Annotated in this window: 15 protein-coding genes; 7 read left to right on the forward strand and 8 right to left on the reverse strand. The window is 42.0% G+C overall.

Annotated elements, in window-relative coordinates; genetic code table 11:
• Nucleotides 1-35: 35 nt before the first annotated feature.
• A complete protein-coding gene (locus BM043_RS14465; protein ID WP_092792881.1) occupies nucleotides 36-1,136 on the reverse strand; it encodes a Glu/Leu/Phe/Val dehydrogenase dimerization domain-containing protein in 1,101 nt (366 codons plus the stop codon).
• Nucleotides 1,137-1,284: 148 nt separating this feature from the next.
• On the opposite strand from BM043_RS14465, the gene BM043_RS14470 reads away from it, so the two are divergent.
• Together BM043_RS14470 and BM043_RS14475 are read left to right on the forward strand one after the other, a co-directional pair.
• Nucleotides 1,285-3,081: an ABC transporter ATP-binding protein gene (locus tag BM043_RS14470; protein WP_092793165.1), complete on the forward strand. Its 1,797-nt coding sequence runs from the start codon at nucleotides 1,285-1,287 to the stop codon at nucleotides 3,079-3,081.
• Nucleotides 3,082-3,140: 59 nt separating this feature from the next.
• Nucleotides 3,141-3,479, forward strand: a complete 339-nt coding sequence (locus tag BM043_RS14475) for a hypothetical protein (RefSeq protein ID WP_092792883.1) — start codon at nucleotides 3,141-3,143, stop codon at nucleotides 3,477-3,479.
• Nucleotides 3,480-3,552: 73 nt separating this feature from the next.
• Here the strand turns inward: BM043_RS14475 and BM043_RS14480 are convergent, their stop codons facing one another.
• The 7 genes from BM043_RS14480 to hemW all read right to left on the reverse strand — a co-directional run bounded on the left by BM043_RS14480 (nucleotide 3,553) and on the right by hemW (nucleotide 11,420).
• The gene (locus BM043_RS14480; protein WP_092792886.1) at nucleotides 3,553-4,917 is read right to left on the reverse strand and encodes a peptidylprolyl isomerase; all 1,365 of its coding nucleotides are present in this window, start codon (nucleotides 4,915-4,917) and stop codon (nucleotides 3,553-3,555) included.
• 46 nt (nucleotides 4,918-4,963) lie between these two features.
• Nucleotides 4,964-6,958 carry a peptidylprolyl isomerase gene (locus tag BM043_RS14485; RefSeq protein ID WP_092792888.1) on the reverse strand — a complete coding sequence of 665 codons (1,995 nt, stop codon included), beginning with the start codon at nucleotides 6,956-6,958 and terminating at the stop codon, nucleotides 4,964-4,966.
• Nucleotides 6,959-7,047: 89 nt separating this feature from the next.
• Nucleotides 7,048-7,464 carry an ATP-binding protein gene (locus tag BM043_RS14490; protein WP_317042383.1) on the reverse strand — a complete coding sequence of 139 codons (417 nt, stop codon included), beginning with the start codon at nucleotides 7,462-7,464 and terminating at the stop codon, nucleotides 7,048-7,050.
• Nucleotides 7,465-7,800, reverse strand: coding sequence for an STAS domain-containing protein (locus BM043_RS14495; protein WP_092792890.1), 336 nt, complete (start codon nucleotides 7,798-7,800; stop codon nucleotides 7,465-7,467). It abuts the gene before it with no gap.
• 13 nt (nucleotides 7,801-7,813) lie between these two features.
• The gene (locus BM043_RS14500; RefSeq protein WP_092793169.1) at nucleotides 7,814-9,874 is read right to left on the reverse strand and encodes a GAF domain-containing SpoIIE family protein phosphatase; all 2,061 of its coding nucleotides are present in this window, start codon (nucleotides 9,872-9,874) and stop codon (nucleotides 7,814-7,816) included.
• Nucleotides 9,875-9,978: 104 nt separating this feature from the next.
• Complete coding sequence (locus tag BM043_RS14505) at nucleotides 9,979-10,293, reverse strand: DciA family protein (RefSeq protein WP_092792892.1); 315 nt, start codon at nucleotides 10,291-10,293, stop codon at nucleotides 9,979-9,981.
• Between the two features lie 5 nt (nucleotides 10,294-10,298).
• On the reverse strand, nucleotides 10,299-11,420 hold the full coding sequence (gene hemW, locus BM043_RS14510; RefSeq protein ID WP_092792894.1) for a radical SAM family heme chaperone HemW: 1,122 nt from the start codon (nucleotides 11,418-11,420) through the stop codon (nucleotides 10,299-10,301).
• A gap of 37 nt (nucleotides 11,421-11,457) precedes the next feature.
• Between hemW and BM043_RS14515 the strand changes: the two genes are divergently transcribed.
• The 5 genes from BM043_RS14515 (at nucleotide 11,458) to porK (ending at nucleotide 17,401) form a co-directional block, all read left to right on the forward strand.
• A complete protein-coding gene (locus BM043_RS14515; RefSeq protein ID WP_092792897.1) occupies nucleotides 11,458-13,164 on the forward strand; it encodes a BamA/TamA family outer membrane protein in 1,707 nt (568 codons plus the stop codon).
• Nucleotides 13,165-14,286, forward strand: coding sequence for a DUF4271 domain-containing protein (locus tag BM043_RS14520; protein ID WP_092792899.1), 1,122 nt, complete (start codon nucleotides 13,165-13,167; stop codon nucleotides 14,284-14,286). It begins immediately after the preceding gene.
• A 25-nt stretch (nucleotides 14,287-14,311) separates the two neighbouring features.
• Nucleotides 14,312-15,085: a uroporphyrinogen-III synthase gene (locus tag BM043_RS14525; RefSeq protein WP_092792901.1), complete on the forward strand. Its 774-nt coding sequence runs from the start codon at nucleotides 14,312-14,314 to the stop codon at nucleotides 15,083-15,085.
• A 77-nt stretch (nucleotides 15,086-15,162) separates the two neighbouring features.
• Nucleotides 15,163-16,140, forward strand: a complete 978-nt coding sequence (locus BM043_RS14530; protein WP_092792903.1) for a PorP/SprF family type IX secretion system membrane protein — start codon at nucleotides 15,163-15,165, stop codon at nucleotides 16,138-16,140.
• Between the two features lie 166 nt (nucleotides 16,141-16,306).
• Nucleotides 16,307-17,401: a T9SS ring complex lipoprotein PorK/GldK gene (porK, locus tag BM043_RS14535; protein ID WP_092792905.1), complete on the forward strand. Its 1,095-nt coding sequence runs from the start codon at nucleotides 16,307-16,309 to the stop codon at nucleotides 17,399-17,401.
• Nucleotides 17,402-17,453 lie beyond the last annotated feature (52 nt).

Here is a 17,453-nt window from a genome sequence, read left to right on the forward strand (position 1 = left end):
GGTTCCGGTGGTTTTTACTTGTAATTTGAAGTGTTTTAGAAAGAGAGTTTGACTCTTCCGATAGCATTTATCCGTTCTTGCGCAGCAGCAATTGCAGCTTGCTGTGCCGGGATTTTTTCATCTTCTGATTTTTGTAAAATGCTCAGACAGGTATCGTATATTTTTTCGGTTTGTTGAAAAACGATTTCCCGGTTATAACCCCCTAAGTATTCCGCTCCTACATTGATTACGCCACCGGCATTGATCAGGAAGTCCGGAGCAAAGACAATTCCTTTTTCCAATAACAATTTTCCATGCTTGGTTTCGTCTTGGAGCTGATTATTGGCACCTCCTGCGATCACGGCACACTTCAGTCGATCGATGGTTTCATCATTAATGGTAGCTCCTAAAGCACAGGGAGCATAGATGTCCATGTCCAGGTCGTAAATTAAATTGGGATCGATTGAAACCGCGCCGGTTTCGAGGGCTACTTTTTTTAGCTTTTCTTCAAAAATATCAGTGACTAATACTTCAGCGCCTTCTTTTACTAAATATTCGATGAGGTATTTCCCAACTTGTCCCACGCCTTGAACTCCGATTCGTTTTCCAGACAGTGAATCTGATCCAAACGCTTTTTTGGCAGCAGCTTTCATGCCCATGTAGACACCAAAAGCCGTGACCGGAGAGGGATCGCCTGCTCCGCCTTTGACCTCTGGCAAACCTGTCACATGGCGGGTTTCCATGGCGATATATTCCATGTCGGAGGTTTTCATATTGACGTCTTCCGCCGTGACATATCTACCTCCGAGGCTTTCGACAAATCTTCCGAATCTTCTTAGAAATGCTTCGTTCTTCAGTTTTGGATCCCCGATGATGACGGCTTTTCCCCCGCCAAGATTAAGTCCCGCCAGGGCGTTTTTGAAAGACATGCCACGTGAGAGACGAAGGACGTCTGTGATCGCTTCCGACTCTGAAGCATAGGGCCACATGCGAGTGCCTCCCAAGGCCGGGCCCAGTGTCGTATTGTGAATCCCAATAAGGGCTTTTAGGCCGGTGGGCTGATCATGGCAAATCACGAGCTGCTCGTGATCCATGGTGGTGATTTGTCCAAAGATGGATCCTTCTTTCACGGTTTCGGAAGCTTTAATCTCTAACATGTGAACTTAGCTTTTTAGAATGTGTTATATTTGGGTTGTCCCTTTTAGGAAACAGGCCGATACAAAATTAAATACTTTTATTGGCCTTCAAAGGGTGAAGATATTCAGTTTCTACATTCTAATTCCTCGATTTTAACGTTTTTATTTGGTGAAGCCACTCTGGAGACTCAATAAGTATTTATATAAATACAAAGGCTTATTGCTTTTGGGAATACTATTTACTGTAATCTCAAATATATTCGTAATTATCCCTGCGCAACTGGTCAGACTTGCCATAGATTATGTGGTGGAAAGTTTTTCGATTTTTAGACCACTCGAACTAGGGGGATTGGGTGAAAGTGCCCAAGAAATTTTCTTAAATTTTGTTTTGGTCTTTGGGGTATTGATTTTAGCCATGGCCTTGCTACGCGGATTTTTTCTCTTTTTGATCAGACAGACCATCATCATCATGTCGCGCAAGATCGAATATGACATGAAGAACGAGATTTTTGAGAAATACCAAAATCTTTCGCTGAGCTTTTACCGAAAAAACAGTACAGGAGATCTGATGGCGAGAATCACAGAAGATGTCAGTCGTGTCCGGATGTATCTTGGGCCTGCTATCATGTATGGTTTGAATCTTTTGATCCTATTTCCACTGGTGATTTCCTATATGATCATGGTTAATCCCGAATTGACCTTTTATTCCCTGCTTCCCCTACCGGTGCTTTCGATCAGTATTTATTTTGTCAATAATCTAATCAATGAACGGTCGGAAAAAATCCAGCGTAGTTTATCCAATCTCAGCACTTTTGTGCAGGAGGCATTTTCCGGGATTCGGGTTTTAAAGGCCTTCGTTAGGGAAAATGACAGCGTTCGAAATTTTACCATTGCCAGCGAAGATTATAAAGATAAATCCATCCGGCTGACTAAAGTCAACGCCCTGTTTTTCCCTTTAATTATGGCTTTGGTGGGAATATCAACCATCATCACGGTCTATATAGGTGGATTGCAGGTCATCAATGGGGAAATTGGTTATGGGGTCATCGCCGAGTTTATCCTTTACGTGAACATGTTGACCTGGCCGGTGACTTCTCTAGGCTGGGTTACTAGTATCGTACAGCGGGCAGCGGCATCACAGACTCGGATCAATGAGTTTTTAGATGAGAAAAATGACATAAAAAGTTCGACTCATCTCGAGGATCCTATCCAAGGCACCATAAAAGTCACCAACCTGAATTTTGTCTATCCCGACTCAGGAATTAAGGCATTGGATGATGTCAGTTTTGAAATCATGGCAGGACAGACCTTGGGAATCATCGGCACTACGGGTTCTGGTAAATCCACCATCGCCAATCTGTTGATGCGGCTTTATGATCCGGTATCTGGAACCATTGAAATTGACGGAAAAAACATCCAGACAATTGATATATCTCATTTGCGAAGAAATATAGGTTATGTGCCACAAGATGTATTTTTGTTTTCGGATTCGATTGGAAACAATATTGCTTTCGGTTTGGATTATGCTGATCAAGAAAAAATCGAACAAGCCGCAAAAGACGCTGATGTCTATCAAAACATCGTAGATTTTCCCAAGGGCTTTCAGACCATGTTGGGAGAGCGGGGGATTACGCTTTCGGGTGGGCAAAAGCAGCGGGTTTCTATAGCAAGAGCGATTGCAAAAGAACCAAGAATTTTAATCTTGGATGATTGTCTTTCGGCAGTAGATACCAAAACAGAAAATGTGATTCTCACGGCCATGAAAAATATCATGCAGGAGCGAACTTCCATTATTATTTCCCACCGGGTATCTTCTGCCAAGCTTGCCGATCATATTATTGTGCTGGATGATGGCAAGATCATAGAGCAGGGAAATCACGAATCACTTATGGCTCAGAAAGGAGTCTATGCCGAGCTTTACGAAAAGCAAACTCAAGCTGGAGAATCTGTGGATTCTGAGCTCTAATCATAGCTGTTTTTTCATTATTAATCAGTAACTTACCTGCTACCTAGCTTTTTGGAGACATGGAAAAGGACAAAAAAGGAATCAAAGAAATAGAGGCTACTCTACAGGAGGTCGGTCAAAAGATCGAAGAACTCATCGCTAAAGGGGCTGAAGCCGGAGCGGATGTCAAAGAAGAAATTGAAAAAAAGATAGACGAACTCCGATCCAATAAAACTACCCTGGAAGCAGAATTGAAAAAGGGGAAAGAACTACTTCAGAAGGAATTTGAAGAAAAGAAAGAAGAGTTCAAGAACAAAAAGAAAGAATTTGAGCCAAAACTGAAGGAATCCAAGGGGTTTTTCAAAGAAGGCCTGAGGCAAATTGGAATGGCATTCAAAGCGCTTTTTAAGAAGAAATAAATCAGGGAAAAAATTAAAAAAACCTGCTCGATTTCAAATCAAGCAGGTTTTTTTGTGGGGTATCTTATTCAAATCAATCGTCCTTTAGCGCATTGCAGCGATCGTAAGTCGGGTCAATGTCGATGAACACATCCTCTTTGGCCGTGACAAACCAATTGCTCAAGATTTCATCCTCCTTTTTACGCAAAGCCGCGGCTTTCATTTTTTCATAGTCATCGTTGAGATTAGCCCGATGAGCGGGATAGCTGGCTTGATAATATAAAACCCGAACCTTGGTTCCTTCTCTTGGATCTTCAAATCGGATGGGTTCGGTGATGGTTCCTACCGTCATACTGTCAATCATAAAATAAAGCACCGGGTCTTCAAGAGTTCTTAGCGTCAGGCGATTGGAATTAGATCCCGGATCGGTGAAATATCCGCCATTGTCAGAGGTATTTCGATCATCAGAATATTCCTTTGCGGCTTTTGCAAATTCAATATTACCTGCTTCAATCTCAGTACGCAAACTGTCTAAGTAGCGCTCGGTTTTCTGAATATCTTCCTCAGTAGCTTTAGGGATCCGTAAGATATGACGAGTATTGAAGGTTCCATTGCGGGTTTCTAATAACTGAATCATGTGAAATCCAAATTGGGTTTCCACGGGGTCGGAGATTTCCCCTTGCCTCAATCCCAAAGCAGTGGCTTCATATTCTGGGGCTAGTTCCCCTCTTCCAAAAAAGCCAAGATCACCTCCCTGAACTGCTGATCCAGGATCTTCAGAGTATTCTTTGGCCAGTTCTGCAAAATCGGCTTCGCCGGACATGATGTCTTCTTTGAATTTTAGCAGCTGATTATAAATATCCTCTTTGGTTTGACGATTGACCTTTGGTTTCTTGACGATTTGGCCTACGGTTACCTCTTTTGAAAACAAAGGGAGAGAATCGGTAGGGATGCTTTCGAAAAAAGCCCTTACCTCTGCTGGAGATACAGTGACTCCCTCCGTAATGGTGGCCCGCATACGCTCCACGATCATTTGCTCTTCGATGGCATCGTACATCTCGTTTTTAAGTTGCTCCCCGGTTTTACCGTACATCTCAAGAAGTTGATTTTCATCTCCGCCAAATTGCTGAAGAACCATATTGAATCGGTTCTCAGTATTCAGCTGGACTTCGGCAGGGGATACGACGATGGAGTCGATTTCGGCCTTGGCGACCATGAGTTTATTGATAATTAGCGTCTCAAACACCTCACATCGGCTCGGAGGATCGATCCCTTGCTGTGATTGGGAAATGGCCTCCAAGTAAGTCTTTTGCAAATCGGATTCAAGCAAAATATTATTATCTACTTTGGCGATGATTTTATCGATTACCTGTCCGGTTTGATTACTTTCCTGTGCTGCAACCTGTTGGATTCCCAGGCTACAAAGAATTGCGATTGTAAGTCGGTTTAATTTATTCATTCGAATTCACTTTGGGACCTAAGGCCCCCAGCATTTTTATATGATGTTACTGATTGATAGCCACAAAAGCCTCTTCTATGGCTGGTTTATTGATTTGTACTGCGTATTTGGATCGCAGACTTTCCAATAGATTTTCGTCGAGGAATTCCTGATAATCTTTGATCACCTGACCTCGGGTTTCCTCAAATTTCTTCGGTCCAGCCGATATTTTTTCTCCTTTGAGCAGTAGGTATGTTTCTCCTTCGATTTCCAATTCCTCGAAACCTGCCTCCCGTTTGCATTCGGACAAAACCGGGTGACTGGAGAGTTCCTTTACTCCTGACTCGATCTTGTACGCCATGGGATTGTCTTGTCTGGATTGGGCAATAAATTCTTCGCTGAATGATTCGCTGTAATTTTTTCCTTCCAACTGATTTTTTGCCGAAGCAAGCATTTCCTTATCTAGGACCTTTACGATCAAAACGGGAATCCTTTCTCCCCATTGATATCGATCCAAATGCTGCTGATAAAACTGGCGCTGCCCCACTGAATCCTGGATTCCTTTTTGCCAAACTTGATCATTCATCAGGGAAAACAGAAGAATTCCATCCCGATATTCCTTAAGAAGCATCTGATACTCTTTATTTGTGGACTCCAGATGCTGTTCTTCTTGTTGATCTAGGAGGGTGCTCAAATATCGATTATACCACAGTTCGAAGTTCCCTTGATTTTTGGATTTGGGATTGGCCTCGTCATATCCTAGGAAATCGATAAAATCGCTGACCGGATAGCTCGTGTCTTGGATTTTGAAGAGCTCCTGTTCGGGAGAGATTTCCAAAGATTCCAATTTGAGTTTAAACTCGTTTTTTGGAGTTTGGTAAAGTTCGTTAATCAGTCTTTCGACCAATTCTTCATTTTCCTTAAAACCGTAACGGGATTTTTGGATGGCCAAAACCTGGGATTGAATCATCGAAGAGCGGGATTCCCGGAGGATTCTGGATCGAATCTGATCTTCCATTTGATCAAAACTATCCAAAGGTTTTCGATCTTCCAGCCTCAAAATATGAAACCCGTAGCGGGTTTTGATGGGAGGGGAGACTTCTCCCGATTCGGTCAGCGAAAAGGCGGCCATTTCAAATTCCGGAATCATACTGCCCACAGCAAACCAAGGCAAAAGTCCTCCCTTTTGACTGGTGGCCGGGTCTTCGGAAAAGTTCTTGACAATGTCTTCCCAAACGGTTGTTGGTTTCTGGATCTCGGTATAAATGTCTGCTACTTTTCGTTTGGCTTGATCTTCCGACTCTGGTTTTTCGGGATCTATCCGAACCAATATATGAGAGACCTGAACCTGACCTGGATTAGGTTTTCTTTCCTGCACTTTAATAATATGATAGCCAAAATTGGTCAAAATCGGCTCGGAAACTTCCCCTGGATTGAGCGAATAGGCGGCATCTTCAAATGGCTGAACCATCTGCAGGGAGGTAAAATAGCCCAAGTCACCTTGATTTTTTTTGACGGATGGATCATCCGAATATTCCACAGCAAGGGCATTGATATCTCCACCGGACTGGATCTCCTGACGGACTTTCAGTGCCATCTTGAGGACAATCAAGCTATCCTCGGCGCTGGCATTGGGCGGAAATTGGAAAAGAATATGACTAGCCCTGATGACTTCCTGCATTCGAGAATAAGCTTTTCTCAATTCTCCTTCCTCCAGTGAGTTTTTGATCAAATAAGGAGCTTTCAGATTTTCTTTGAAAGCCTCAAATTCCCGGGTGAATTCAGGAGTTTCGTTTAGCCCCAAAGCTTCTGCTTCTCTGACTTTTAGCTTATAGTTGATGAATAATTGGAGGTTTTCCTCAAAATCCTTTCTACTCAAGCCAGGTGCATTTTCATTATTGCCCTTGCCCATGAGGTAAATAAATTCATCCTTGCTCACAGACTGTCCGCCAACGGAAAGAAGTTCTTCCGAATCATCCAGATTTTGAGCATGGACAGGGCTTCCTGACAGAGTCAGAACTAAGACTGAAAATAGAATGGCCGATGCAGTTCGGAAAGTCATGGATCAGATTGCTGATTTTGAAGATGCAATGTTACAAAATTATCAGGATTTCAAGGGAAATGCCTTTGACAACAGTGATTTAACAAGAATTAGGAAGAGAAACGTTTGATCAATCGGCAGGTATTCGTCCCTGATTTGGATTCAAACTGGATTTCGTCCATGATTTTCTTTACCAAAATGATGCCTAAGCCACCTTTTCTCTTTTGAGCGATCACGTTTTTCAGATCCGGTACTTTGTAATCGAGCATATTAAAAGCCTCTCCTTCATCCTGAATTTCAAAAATTAATTGTCCTTTTGAGTTTTTTACGGTAAGTTTTATAATGTCATGCTCATTGCATTGATGAGAGTGGATGATCAAGTTGGCACAAACTTCCTCCACCGCCAATTTAAGCTGATGATGATCCTGCTCAGTAAGGTGCAGGGGTTCCAGTACCTTATCCAGAAAGGCTCTCAATTCAGCCAAAGCGGTTGTTTGGCAAGTAATCTGGAGTCGGTGAGCAATCATTTAAATTTCTTTTATCACGGTTTCTTTGTCAGGCATTATCGAGATCAGTTGATCCAAGCCCAGAATTTTAAATACTTCCAAAACACTGGGTCCTAAGCCATAAATGATAAATCTGATGCCTTCCGCCTGAAAATCTTCCAGATAGGACATAAAAACACCCAATCCGGCCGAAGAAATATAGTGGAGATTTGTCCCATCGACCAAGATAGATTGGGCTCCATCATCGATCATTTTTCGGATCGAATCATCGAGTTCCACGCTATTGCTCGCATCGATTTCTCCATTTAGTGTTAAAATATGATGTGGATGTTCTTTTATGATTTCAAGTGACAACATGTTTTTTCTGTATTCAGATAAATTTTACTATGACAGTGGAATAATCGTCGTCTATCATTCCATCCCCACCGACAAATTCGTGTAAGGCATCCACTAAAATTGTCTGCATTTCACGGGGACTTTTGGATTGATTCTTTTCTACTAAGGTTCGAATTCGTTCAAAACCAAATTGCTGATGTTGTTGATTTTTGGCCTCTACGATTCCATCTGTAAACAAAACCAGCAAATCCCCATTCTGGAAGGTGAAGGTCTTTTCCTCAACGTGATTTTCATATTGGATGTTTCTCAAAATCCCCAAACCAAGTCCGTCGATCCCTAGATATTCGGCTTTTTTAAGATGATTTTGATACATCAGCGTGGGGACGTGGCCCGCCCGGGCATGGCAGAAGGTTTTCTGATGCGTATCAATAATAAAAATCGAGGCTGTGATAAAATGATTTCGCTCCAAGCAGCGGCTTAGGGCAGCATTGGCCCGGATCATAAATTCAGAGGGACTGAGATTCAATTGAATCAGACTATGAAAAATCCCCTTCATCTGAGACATGTGAAATGCGGCTGAGGTTCCCTTGCCGGAGACGTCTCCGATGATAATCACAAATCGATGCTCGTCTAGCTGAAAAGTATCGTAATAATCCCCTCCTACTTCATCTGCGGCATTGGAATAAGCACAGATATCAAAGGTCTCATTATGATCTAGTTTGGAAGGCAAAAGTGATTTTTGCACCCGCTGAGCGATTTTAAGTTCCTCTTGATAGCGCTCGTTTCTCACGGCTTGATTGAGAAGGCGATGATTTTCTACTGCAATACTGGCCTGACGGGCAAAGGTGCTGATGATATTGATCATCTCCTTGTTAAACCCATCACGAACTTCCTTGAAGAGTACGAGCTGCCCGATCAAAGATTTATTGACCACAATGGGTACGATTAGGGCAGTGAGGTACTTGGAGTGTTCTATTTTTAAAGACAGTGGCTGAAGATGATCAGGAATGTGTTCGGCAAGCCATTGTTTTTTGACGGAGTTTTCTTCGAGTAGGTAGAAAAGCTCTTTTTTGGTTTTTTCATCGATAAACCGCGCTTGTGCGATTTCGATTTCCTGTTCTCTTGTTACTTCCAGCCAGGCCCCATCAGCATAGGATGCACTCATGCAGGAGTCCAATAAAATATCCAGTACCTGCTCTTCATTTTCATCCGGCTTGATGGATTGGCTGAGACGCTGAAAATTGATCGCTTCAGTCAGCTTTTGTTCAAATACAGATGAAGTAGGAAGGTTGAAAAGAGTGACTAGGAAGCTGAAAAACGCATAGATTATGGTGAAAAAAAACAGGGAGATCAAGAACAGATTGTCCATCAAGTTAATGGGGTACATTTCACTCGATGACAAGAATCGGTTAGTTTGGAAAAAAAGTAAACCTGCACATAAAAGGATAAAAAACAGGAAAAGTAGCGTTTTCCATTTTTCCTTAAATGTCAGATAGGGGATCCATTTGAGATTGACCGAAAGCACGACTGCCATGAGAATCGTGATGGCCAAAACAAAGAGAAATGGATAATCAAATGATACCGGCTGAAAAAAGACAAAAAACAAACAGCCCAATAGGATCAACTCATAGGTCTGCCACTGCTTGACGACTTGTTTGCTTTTTTGATATAGAATCAGACTTCTCCATATCAAGGAAGTGGATATGATAAAAATCGAGATTAGCGCAAAGTGAACGTGGTAGAAGAAATTCCTAAGAAATGGATCGCCGGCTAATTTGGTATCGCCAAGGAGGAAGTAGAAAATTTGAATCAAGAGATAGACGCCGGTGGCAAAAATCCCGGTGGAGGCTGCCCTCCAGATCAATTCCAGAAAATCGTTTTTTGAGTCTTTTGCAATCCGATATTGGTAAAAAAAGTAAATCATGAGGAAAAACAAGGCCTCCAATATCCAGGTAAATTCCTGGGCGATACCCGCATCCATATTGTTGATTTTGCCAAAAAGCCGGACTAAATCCACAAAAAGCAGGGCAAGCCAGACTAAAATAGCCAGTAGAAAGCTGAGCTTGCCGATATGTATTGCTGGTAGTTTTGGCATAAATTCAATTCCCAATATTACTCATTGGAATCCGAAAAAAATGACAGTTCCTAGTTAAGCTAACTCCCAAATTGTTAAAAAATTATAATTGGGGAGGCAAAGCATTATACAAATACAAGATCATCTATGAGGTCTTTTCCGTAGCGATCTTCGATCAGGGTCAGGATTTTGCTTTTGTTAAATTGCAATTCCCGCTTGACCGGACCGGAGTTGATTTTTGCAAAAAGTTTTTTCTCCCGGATAAAAACAGATTCAGTTCGGTCTGCGATCGTTTTGCCCACTAGCTCAGCCCAATCATGAATCAGCGATTTTTCTTTGAATTTTCCCTCCAATCGATAGGCCTTCAGGAGTTCCTGAAACGCCTCTTCCATAGGGGCGGCTTCTTTCTTTCTTCCAGGGAAATTTTTGTTTGGATACATGAATTTTATAAAAATAATGCTGCGGCGATACTGTCTGCTATTAATTTTCCGCTTCGACTCAAAGATAGCGTATTATCTTTCCAAAGCAGCCATCCTGCTTCTTCCATTTGAGCTAAAACTGCTGATCGCTCCATTTGTAAATCTACCCCATAGTGTTCTTTTACCCAAAGAAGATCAATTCCCCAGCTGGTTCTCAAGGCTGTGAGCAAATATTCATTTAATCGATCCTGCTCATCCAAAATTTCTATCTCAAAAGGAACCTGATCTTGCTGGAGACAACGAATATACTCCGGGTTGTTTCGAGGATTTGCCCCTCGATTTTTTCCATCATAGGAATGAGCCCCCGGACCTAATCCCAAATAGGCTTGGCCCAGCCAATAGGAAGTATTGTGGATGGCCCGATGACCGGGAAGAGCAAAATTTGAGATTTCATACTGTTCATATCCTGCCTGCAGGGTAAACTCTTGCATGATTTCAAATTGCTCCGCCACAAACTCATCTGAGGCTGGAGTAAATTTGCCTTTTTCGGTCCAATTACCAAGAGCGGTTTTGGGTTCTATGGTCAGCCCATAGCAGGAGAGGTGACCGGGATTTTGTGCCAAGGCCAGTTTGAGATCCTTTTTCCAGATGTCATGATTGGAAGATGGAAAACCATAGATCAAATCCATGCTGAATTTCCCGAAGCCGGCATTCCGGGCTTTTTCGATGGCTTGGTGGGATTCTTCTGCGGTATGTGCTCGGTTATAAAAGCGAAGCACTTCCTCATCAAAACTCTGAATTCCCAAACTGAGGCGATCGATTCCCAACTCCTTCCATGCGCTGAGATTTTCTTCACTCAGATCATCGGGATTGGCTTCGAGGGTGATTTCTTCAAGGTCCAAGGCAAAGCTTTCTTTTATTTCGCGAAGCAAAAAGTCAATCCATTTGGGATGAAGTAGGGAAGGTGTGCCGCCTCCAAAATAAATAGTATTGACCGGAGCTCCTTGAAGGTAATTTGCCCGATGTTTGATCTCCTTTCCGATCATCAGAATCATCTGATTTAGAAATGTGGTATTGGTGCTGAAGTGAAAATCACAATACCGACAGGCTTGTTTGCAAAAAGGAATGTGGATATAAATGCCTGCCATGGGGAATTAGTTATTTTGCAAAGATAATTAAACCTAGATGCCCTTAAAAAGCCAATTGATCAGTTGCTGTGTGATATTTCTGCTGTTTGCCAAGTCGGCATTCGCACAGGAAGGCTATTGGCTAGGCTGGGAGGAAAAAGACCAAGAGGAGATCTATTGGGAGATTTTTGAAGCTGATGAGCAAAGAAATACAAAAATCGACTCATTAATCGCAGGTTTGAAAACCCAAGGCTACCTCGGGGCAGATTGGGAAGAGGAATATGATCGGAATGATTCCCTAAAAATCTCCTTTTACTATGGCCCAAAAGTAGAATATTTAAGTCTTCGGAATCAAAATGTTCCTGTTGACTTTTTGAAGGGGACGGGAATCAATCAAATTTCTCTGGAGGATTATAATGAACTCGTCAAAAAAATTCTGGGGGAAATGGAAAATAACGGTTTTCCGTTTTCTTCACTGCGATTGGATAGTTTGGTTTTAGAAGAAAATCGCTTGGAGGGATCGCTGCACTTGGACCGAGGGCCTGAAATTCTCTGGGACAGTGTGCGGATCGCTTCATCCAGTAAAACCAATCCCAACTATCTTCAGCGACTCAGCGGACTGGAAGTAGATCAGCCTTTTTCGCAAGAGCAGCTGGACCGAAGTGCCATCAGAATGAGCAGGCTTCCCTACTTTGAACTTCAGGCAGCACCTCAGGTGAGTTTTCGTTTACAAAAAGCGCAGCCAAACTTTCTGTTGAGAGATCGGAATGCCAATGTGATCGATGGAATTATAGGCTTGCTTCCCAATGAAAATGATCCCGGGAAAGTTCTGATTACCGGACAGCTGGACTTGCAGCTCTATCACTTGGGCGGTCGAGGAAGAGACGTGGTGTTGAAATGGCAGCGGTTTAACGAACTGACTCAGAGTTTGGATTTGGGATTCAAGGAGTCTTTTGTTTTCAATTCGGGAATTGACTTGCGTGGGGAGTTTAGTTTGCTCAAGCAGGATACGACTTTTATCAAGCGACATGTGGGGCTGGATGTCGGTTTCCGTGCCAATCAAAATGTATATGTGCGTTTTTTTACCAAAAGACAGGCAAGTGATCTCTTGGCCAGTTCCGGTTTTGGAGATCTAACTGAGCTTCCGGATTTTGCTGATTTGCGATGGAATGAATATGGAATCGGGATCGAAGCCGATCTGTTGGATCAACCCGTTTTCCCCCGAAGAGGATTTTTGGTGGATTTTCAATTTTCTGCTGGAAACAAACGACTTCTTCAGAATACCGCTTTGCCCGAGGATTTATACACCGGGCTGACACTCAATACTCCTCAGTATGCTCTGCAGCTTGAAATGGAAAAACACATCTATTTCAAGCCGTATTGGGGCGCCTTTTTGCGTTCGGCTAGTGGCTGGATTCAAAATCAAAATCTTTTTCTCAATGATCTATTTAGAGCGGGAGGTCTGAGAAGTATCCGTGGTTTTAATGAAAATTATTTCTTTGCCTCCGCCTATTCCTATCTGAATCTTGAACAGCGCCTTTTTTTTGATCGGGAATCGTATCTTCTGATTTTTGCTGATGCTGGGATTTTAGAAAACCCTTACTTTGCAGAAAAAATTGACAAGCCTTTTGCTGTTGGTGCTGGGCTTAATTTGGATACAGGTACAGGATTGTTTCGGTTTATTTATGCAGTAGGCAAATCTGCTGAACAACCCTTTTCCTTGTCCTTTTCTAAAATTCACTTTGGATATTTAGCACGCTTTTAAATGAGGTTGAGAATTTTACACTTGGTATTTTGTGCGCTGCTTTTTGGGATTCCCTCCTTTTGTTATGCTCAGATGCTGGAGGATTTTAATGACCGCTGGGAGTATGGAGGACTGGGGACCTGGTTTGAATCCCATGACCGAATCAGTCAGGAATTGGATTTGAAAGCGTTTCCCAAAGCAAATATATATTTGGAAGTTCCTGAAAAGACGGTGGTATTCGTCGGCGAAAAATTGTGGTTTTATACCGATTCGGATACGGTGGTAATCCGAGAAGTAGACTCAGTATATCGGGAATTGGGATTGGAAAAAATTCAATTGACCTTATTTAAAGAAGGGATTCGGACTGATCAGGTTTATCTGGCCAAAATCATTGGGTCGGAATTGCTCCGAAATGCCGGAAAATCCTCGATTGATGGAGTTGAGCTCAGGAATCAGGATAGGCAAAAAATCCGGGATTTTTTTATTGTCAGTCTTTTGGTGATTTTAATTATGACAGCGATATATAAAATGGCCTATCCCTATATTTTTGGGATGATGCTGCAGCCACGGGGACTTCTGAGCGATGAGGATTTTTCTGATGTGGGCAGTTTGCAAAAGTTCTTTTCTTTGGATGTGGTGTTTTATGTATTTATCGTAAATCTGCTGCTTTCCTTACTGTCGATTACCAGTTTATTATTTTTCAGACCGGATGTCATGGATCAGATTCAGCAGAGTTTGACCTCCTCGCTTTACTTTCTTTGGGTGATCGGTGGGTTTTTCTTTTTGGGATTGACCGTATTGAAGTTTCTTGGGATCCGCTTGGTCGCCTTTCTTTTTGATTTGGGCCGGATGGAATATGCCCATTTCTTTTATTTGCTACGTCTGATCGTATGGTCAGGCATGGTGGTGATGCTGGTAGTGGCATATTCACTACTTAATTCTTTTTATAATATGGAATTTGTACTTGATTCTACCCTAAATGGATTTTTTTGGTTTTACTTGCTAGGTGTTTCGGTCTTATTCTTTATGATGATGAATCGGTTAAGCTTTAAGAAATATCATTTATTTACTTACCTTTGCATCGCAGAATTAGTGCCCTTTCTTGTATTCTCGAAATGGATCATGGGATTGGGTCAATTTTAAACTAAAATCTCAAGGACAGTTACGCATGAATGCAGCTATTAAGGATCGGTTTAAACCCGTCAAAAGTATTCTTGTCTCACAACCAAAGCCTAGCGACGTCAATTCGCCATACTTTCAGCTCGCCGAGAAATACAATTTAAAAATTGATTTCAGGCAGTTTATCAAGGTGGAGCCCGTTCCGCCCAAAGAATTCAGGAAGCAAAAAATCGATATTTTAAAGCATACTGCGGTGATTTTCACCAGTCGCAATGCCATCGACCATTTTTTCAATATCTGTAAAGAGTTTAAAATCGAAATGCCGGCCGACATGAAATACTTCTGTATTTCGGATCAGACGGCACATTACCTCCAGAAATATATTGTGATCCGAAAGCGAAAGCTTTTCGTCGGACAAAAGACTGCGGAGGATTTATTTGATTATTTTAAAAAGCACAAATCCGAAAAATACCTGTTCCCATGCTCTGATATTCGGAAGGATGATATTCCAGACTATATGAGCAAAAATGGGATTGCATTTACCGAGGCCATTATTTACCATACCGTAGCGGCGGATCTTTCCGATTTGGCAGATGTCAAATATGATATTTTGGCTTTTTTCAGTCCTTCAGGAATCAAATCACTCAAACAAAATTTCCCGGATTTTGAACAGGGAAATACCAGGATAGCGGCTTTTGGGCCGACCACGGCACAGGCAGTAAGGGAACTTGACCTCATTTTGGATATCGAAGCGCCCTTACCAAATGCACCAAGTATGACTGGGGCATTGGAGCTTTATATAAAAAAAGCAAACAATTTGTAAATCTTAGAATCAAAACCTGTGGTTTTTCAGTTTAAATTCTTACACTAGTCTTAATTATCTGACAAAACCACGTGCAAATGATTTTAAAAGGTTGTTGGAATTGCTTTTTTGGAATGGGTTTGATCCTCTGCTTTTTGCTAGGTCATAACTCCTATGCTCAGCAGGATGCCCAATTTACCCAGTATATGTACAATGGCATGTACTACAATCCGGCATTTGCAGGAAAAGAAGGCGGATATCGGTTTTCTGCCTTGCACCGGACCCAATGGGCTAATTATCGAACAAGTAGCGGAACAGGTGGAGCTCCTGTCACCCAACTGATCACCGCGCAAGGAAGCTTAGATGATAAAAATATCGGTTACGGACTGAACATCGTAAATGACCAAATCGGTCCCACATCGAATTTAGAGCTTAATTTACAGGGAGCATACCATCGAAAAATCAATCGGGCCACCATTAGTGTGGGTGGATCCGTGGGGGTGTTTTCCAGTACATTGGATTATGGGGAGCTGATTGTAGTAAATCCCGAGCCAAATTTGCCGACTTCAGGCAGAGAGAATTCAATGAATTTAAATATTGGCTTAGGAATTCTTTTTGATCGGGGAGATTATTACTTAGGTTTGAGCTCCAGACATTTGAATGAACCCCAGTTTGATTTTGGGGAAGGTGACTATGGCAACCAATTGGTCAATCACAGCTATTTATTGGCTGGATATCGAATTCGCCCGATAGGTCAATTGAGATTGGAGCCAAGTTTATTGATAAAATCTTCAGGATTTAATAATTTTTCCTACGATGTGAGCGTTATTGCAACACATCAGAATAGGATTTCTGGAGGTGTAGCGTACAGAGGGGAAGAATCGATCAGTGTTTTATTGGGCTATGCCCTACTCCCAGACAATTCCTTGAATCTGGGATATGCTTTTGATTTGGTAGTCAGTGGTCTAGAAGCCAAATCTCCTACCAGCCACGAGCTGTTGCTTCGATATCGACTTACTTCGGTAAGTAGAGACGTTCAGCGGGTCATACAGCGGACTCCAAGATTTAGATTCTAACCGTGTATTTTAAAAATTTTCGAGCGTGAGATATTAAAAAAGTTCAATTTTAACTTTATTTAATTTTGGCAGGTTATTTGCATAAATGAATAAAATTCTGCTAAATTTCGCTCTCTGAGTATGTTTTAACGTGCACATTCATTTGATGATATAAAAAACGTCATTTATGTATAATAAATTCAACCTACGCTTTACGCCAGTTATTTTAGGCTTGGCCATAGCGACAATTCTTCCAGGTTGTGGACTCTTTAATAAGAAGGGATCTGCAAGTGAAAAGATGAACCGACGCGGTGAAGTAACTGGTGTTGCTAAGCGTGATAGTTGGCAACAAAATCTTCCTTACGATATGGTGCCAGTCAAGGCTGGTACATTTTGGATGGGACAGTCCGATGAGGACATTGCTTTTACCCAATCCTCTATGAACAAACAGATCACTATATCTGAGTTTTTCATGGATAAATATGAGGTATCCAATAATAAGTATCGTCAGTTTTTAGAAGCAGTTAAGGAGGGTGTATACACTACAGGCACTCCGACTACACTTAAAGACGAACCCCAATTAAATTATGATGAGTTGAGACCAGACACTACCGTTTGGTCTACCAGTTTTTCTTATCATTATGGAGATCCTTTGATGGAGTTTTACTTTGACCATCCCGCTTTTGACAATTATCCTGTGGTAGGTGTCTCTTGGGATCAGGCCAAAAAATACTGCGAATGGAGAACGTATCATCAAAATGCCAACGATGAGTATAATTTTGATGCCCCTTCGTTCCGACTTCCTACCGAGGCAGAATGGGAATATGCCGCCAAAGGTGGAAAGGATGTGGCAAAATATCCTTGGGGCGGTCCATATCTTAAAAACAAGAGAGGCTGCCTAATGGCTAATTTTAAACCCGGAAGAGGTAACTACATTGATGATGGATTTGCATATACTGCACCGGTTGATGTTTTTGCACCAAACGGCTTTGGTCTTCACAATATGTCTGGAAACGTAGCGGAATGGGTACTTGATGCCTACGCTCCGACTTCCCGCACTGCTACATGGGATTTGGATCCGGTTTATGACGTACCGACTGAGCCTAGAAAAGTAGTAAGAGGAGGTAGCTGGAAAGATATTGCCCATTACTTAGAAACTTCCACTCGTACATACGAATACCAAGATGTAGCTCAAGCTCACATCGGATTCCGTACCGTTACTACCTTCATCGGAAGATCTGGATCTATGGATGTGAAGTCCAGTGCCAGAAGAAGACGTTAATTTTCAAAAACCTACCCTATAAAAACCAAAAACCTTAATTTCTACTTAAAAA

This window comes from Algoriphagus hitonicola (genome assembly GCF_900113375.1).
GTDB classification, from domain to species: domain Bacteria; phylum Bacteroidota; class Bacteroidia; order Cytophagales; family Cyclobacteriaceae; genus Algoriphagus; species Algoriphagus hitonicola.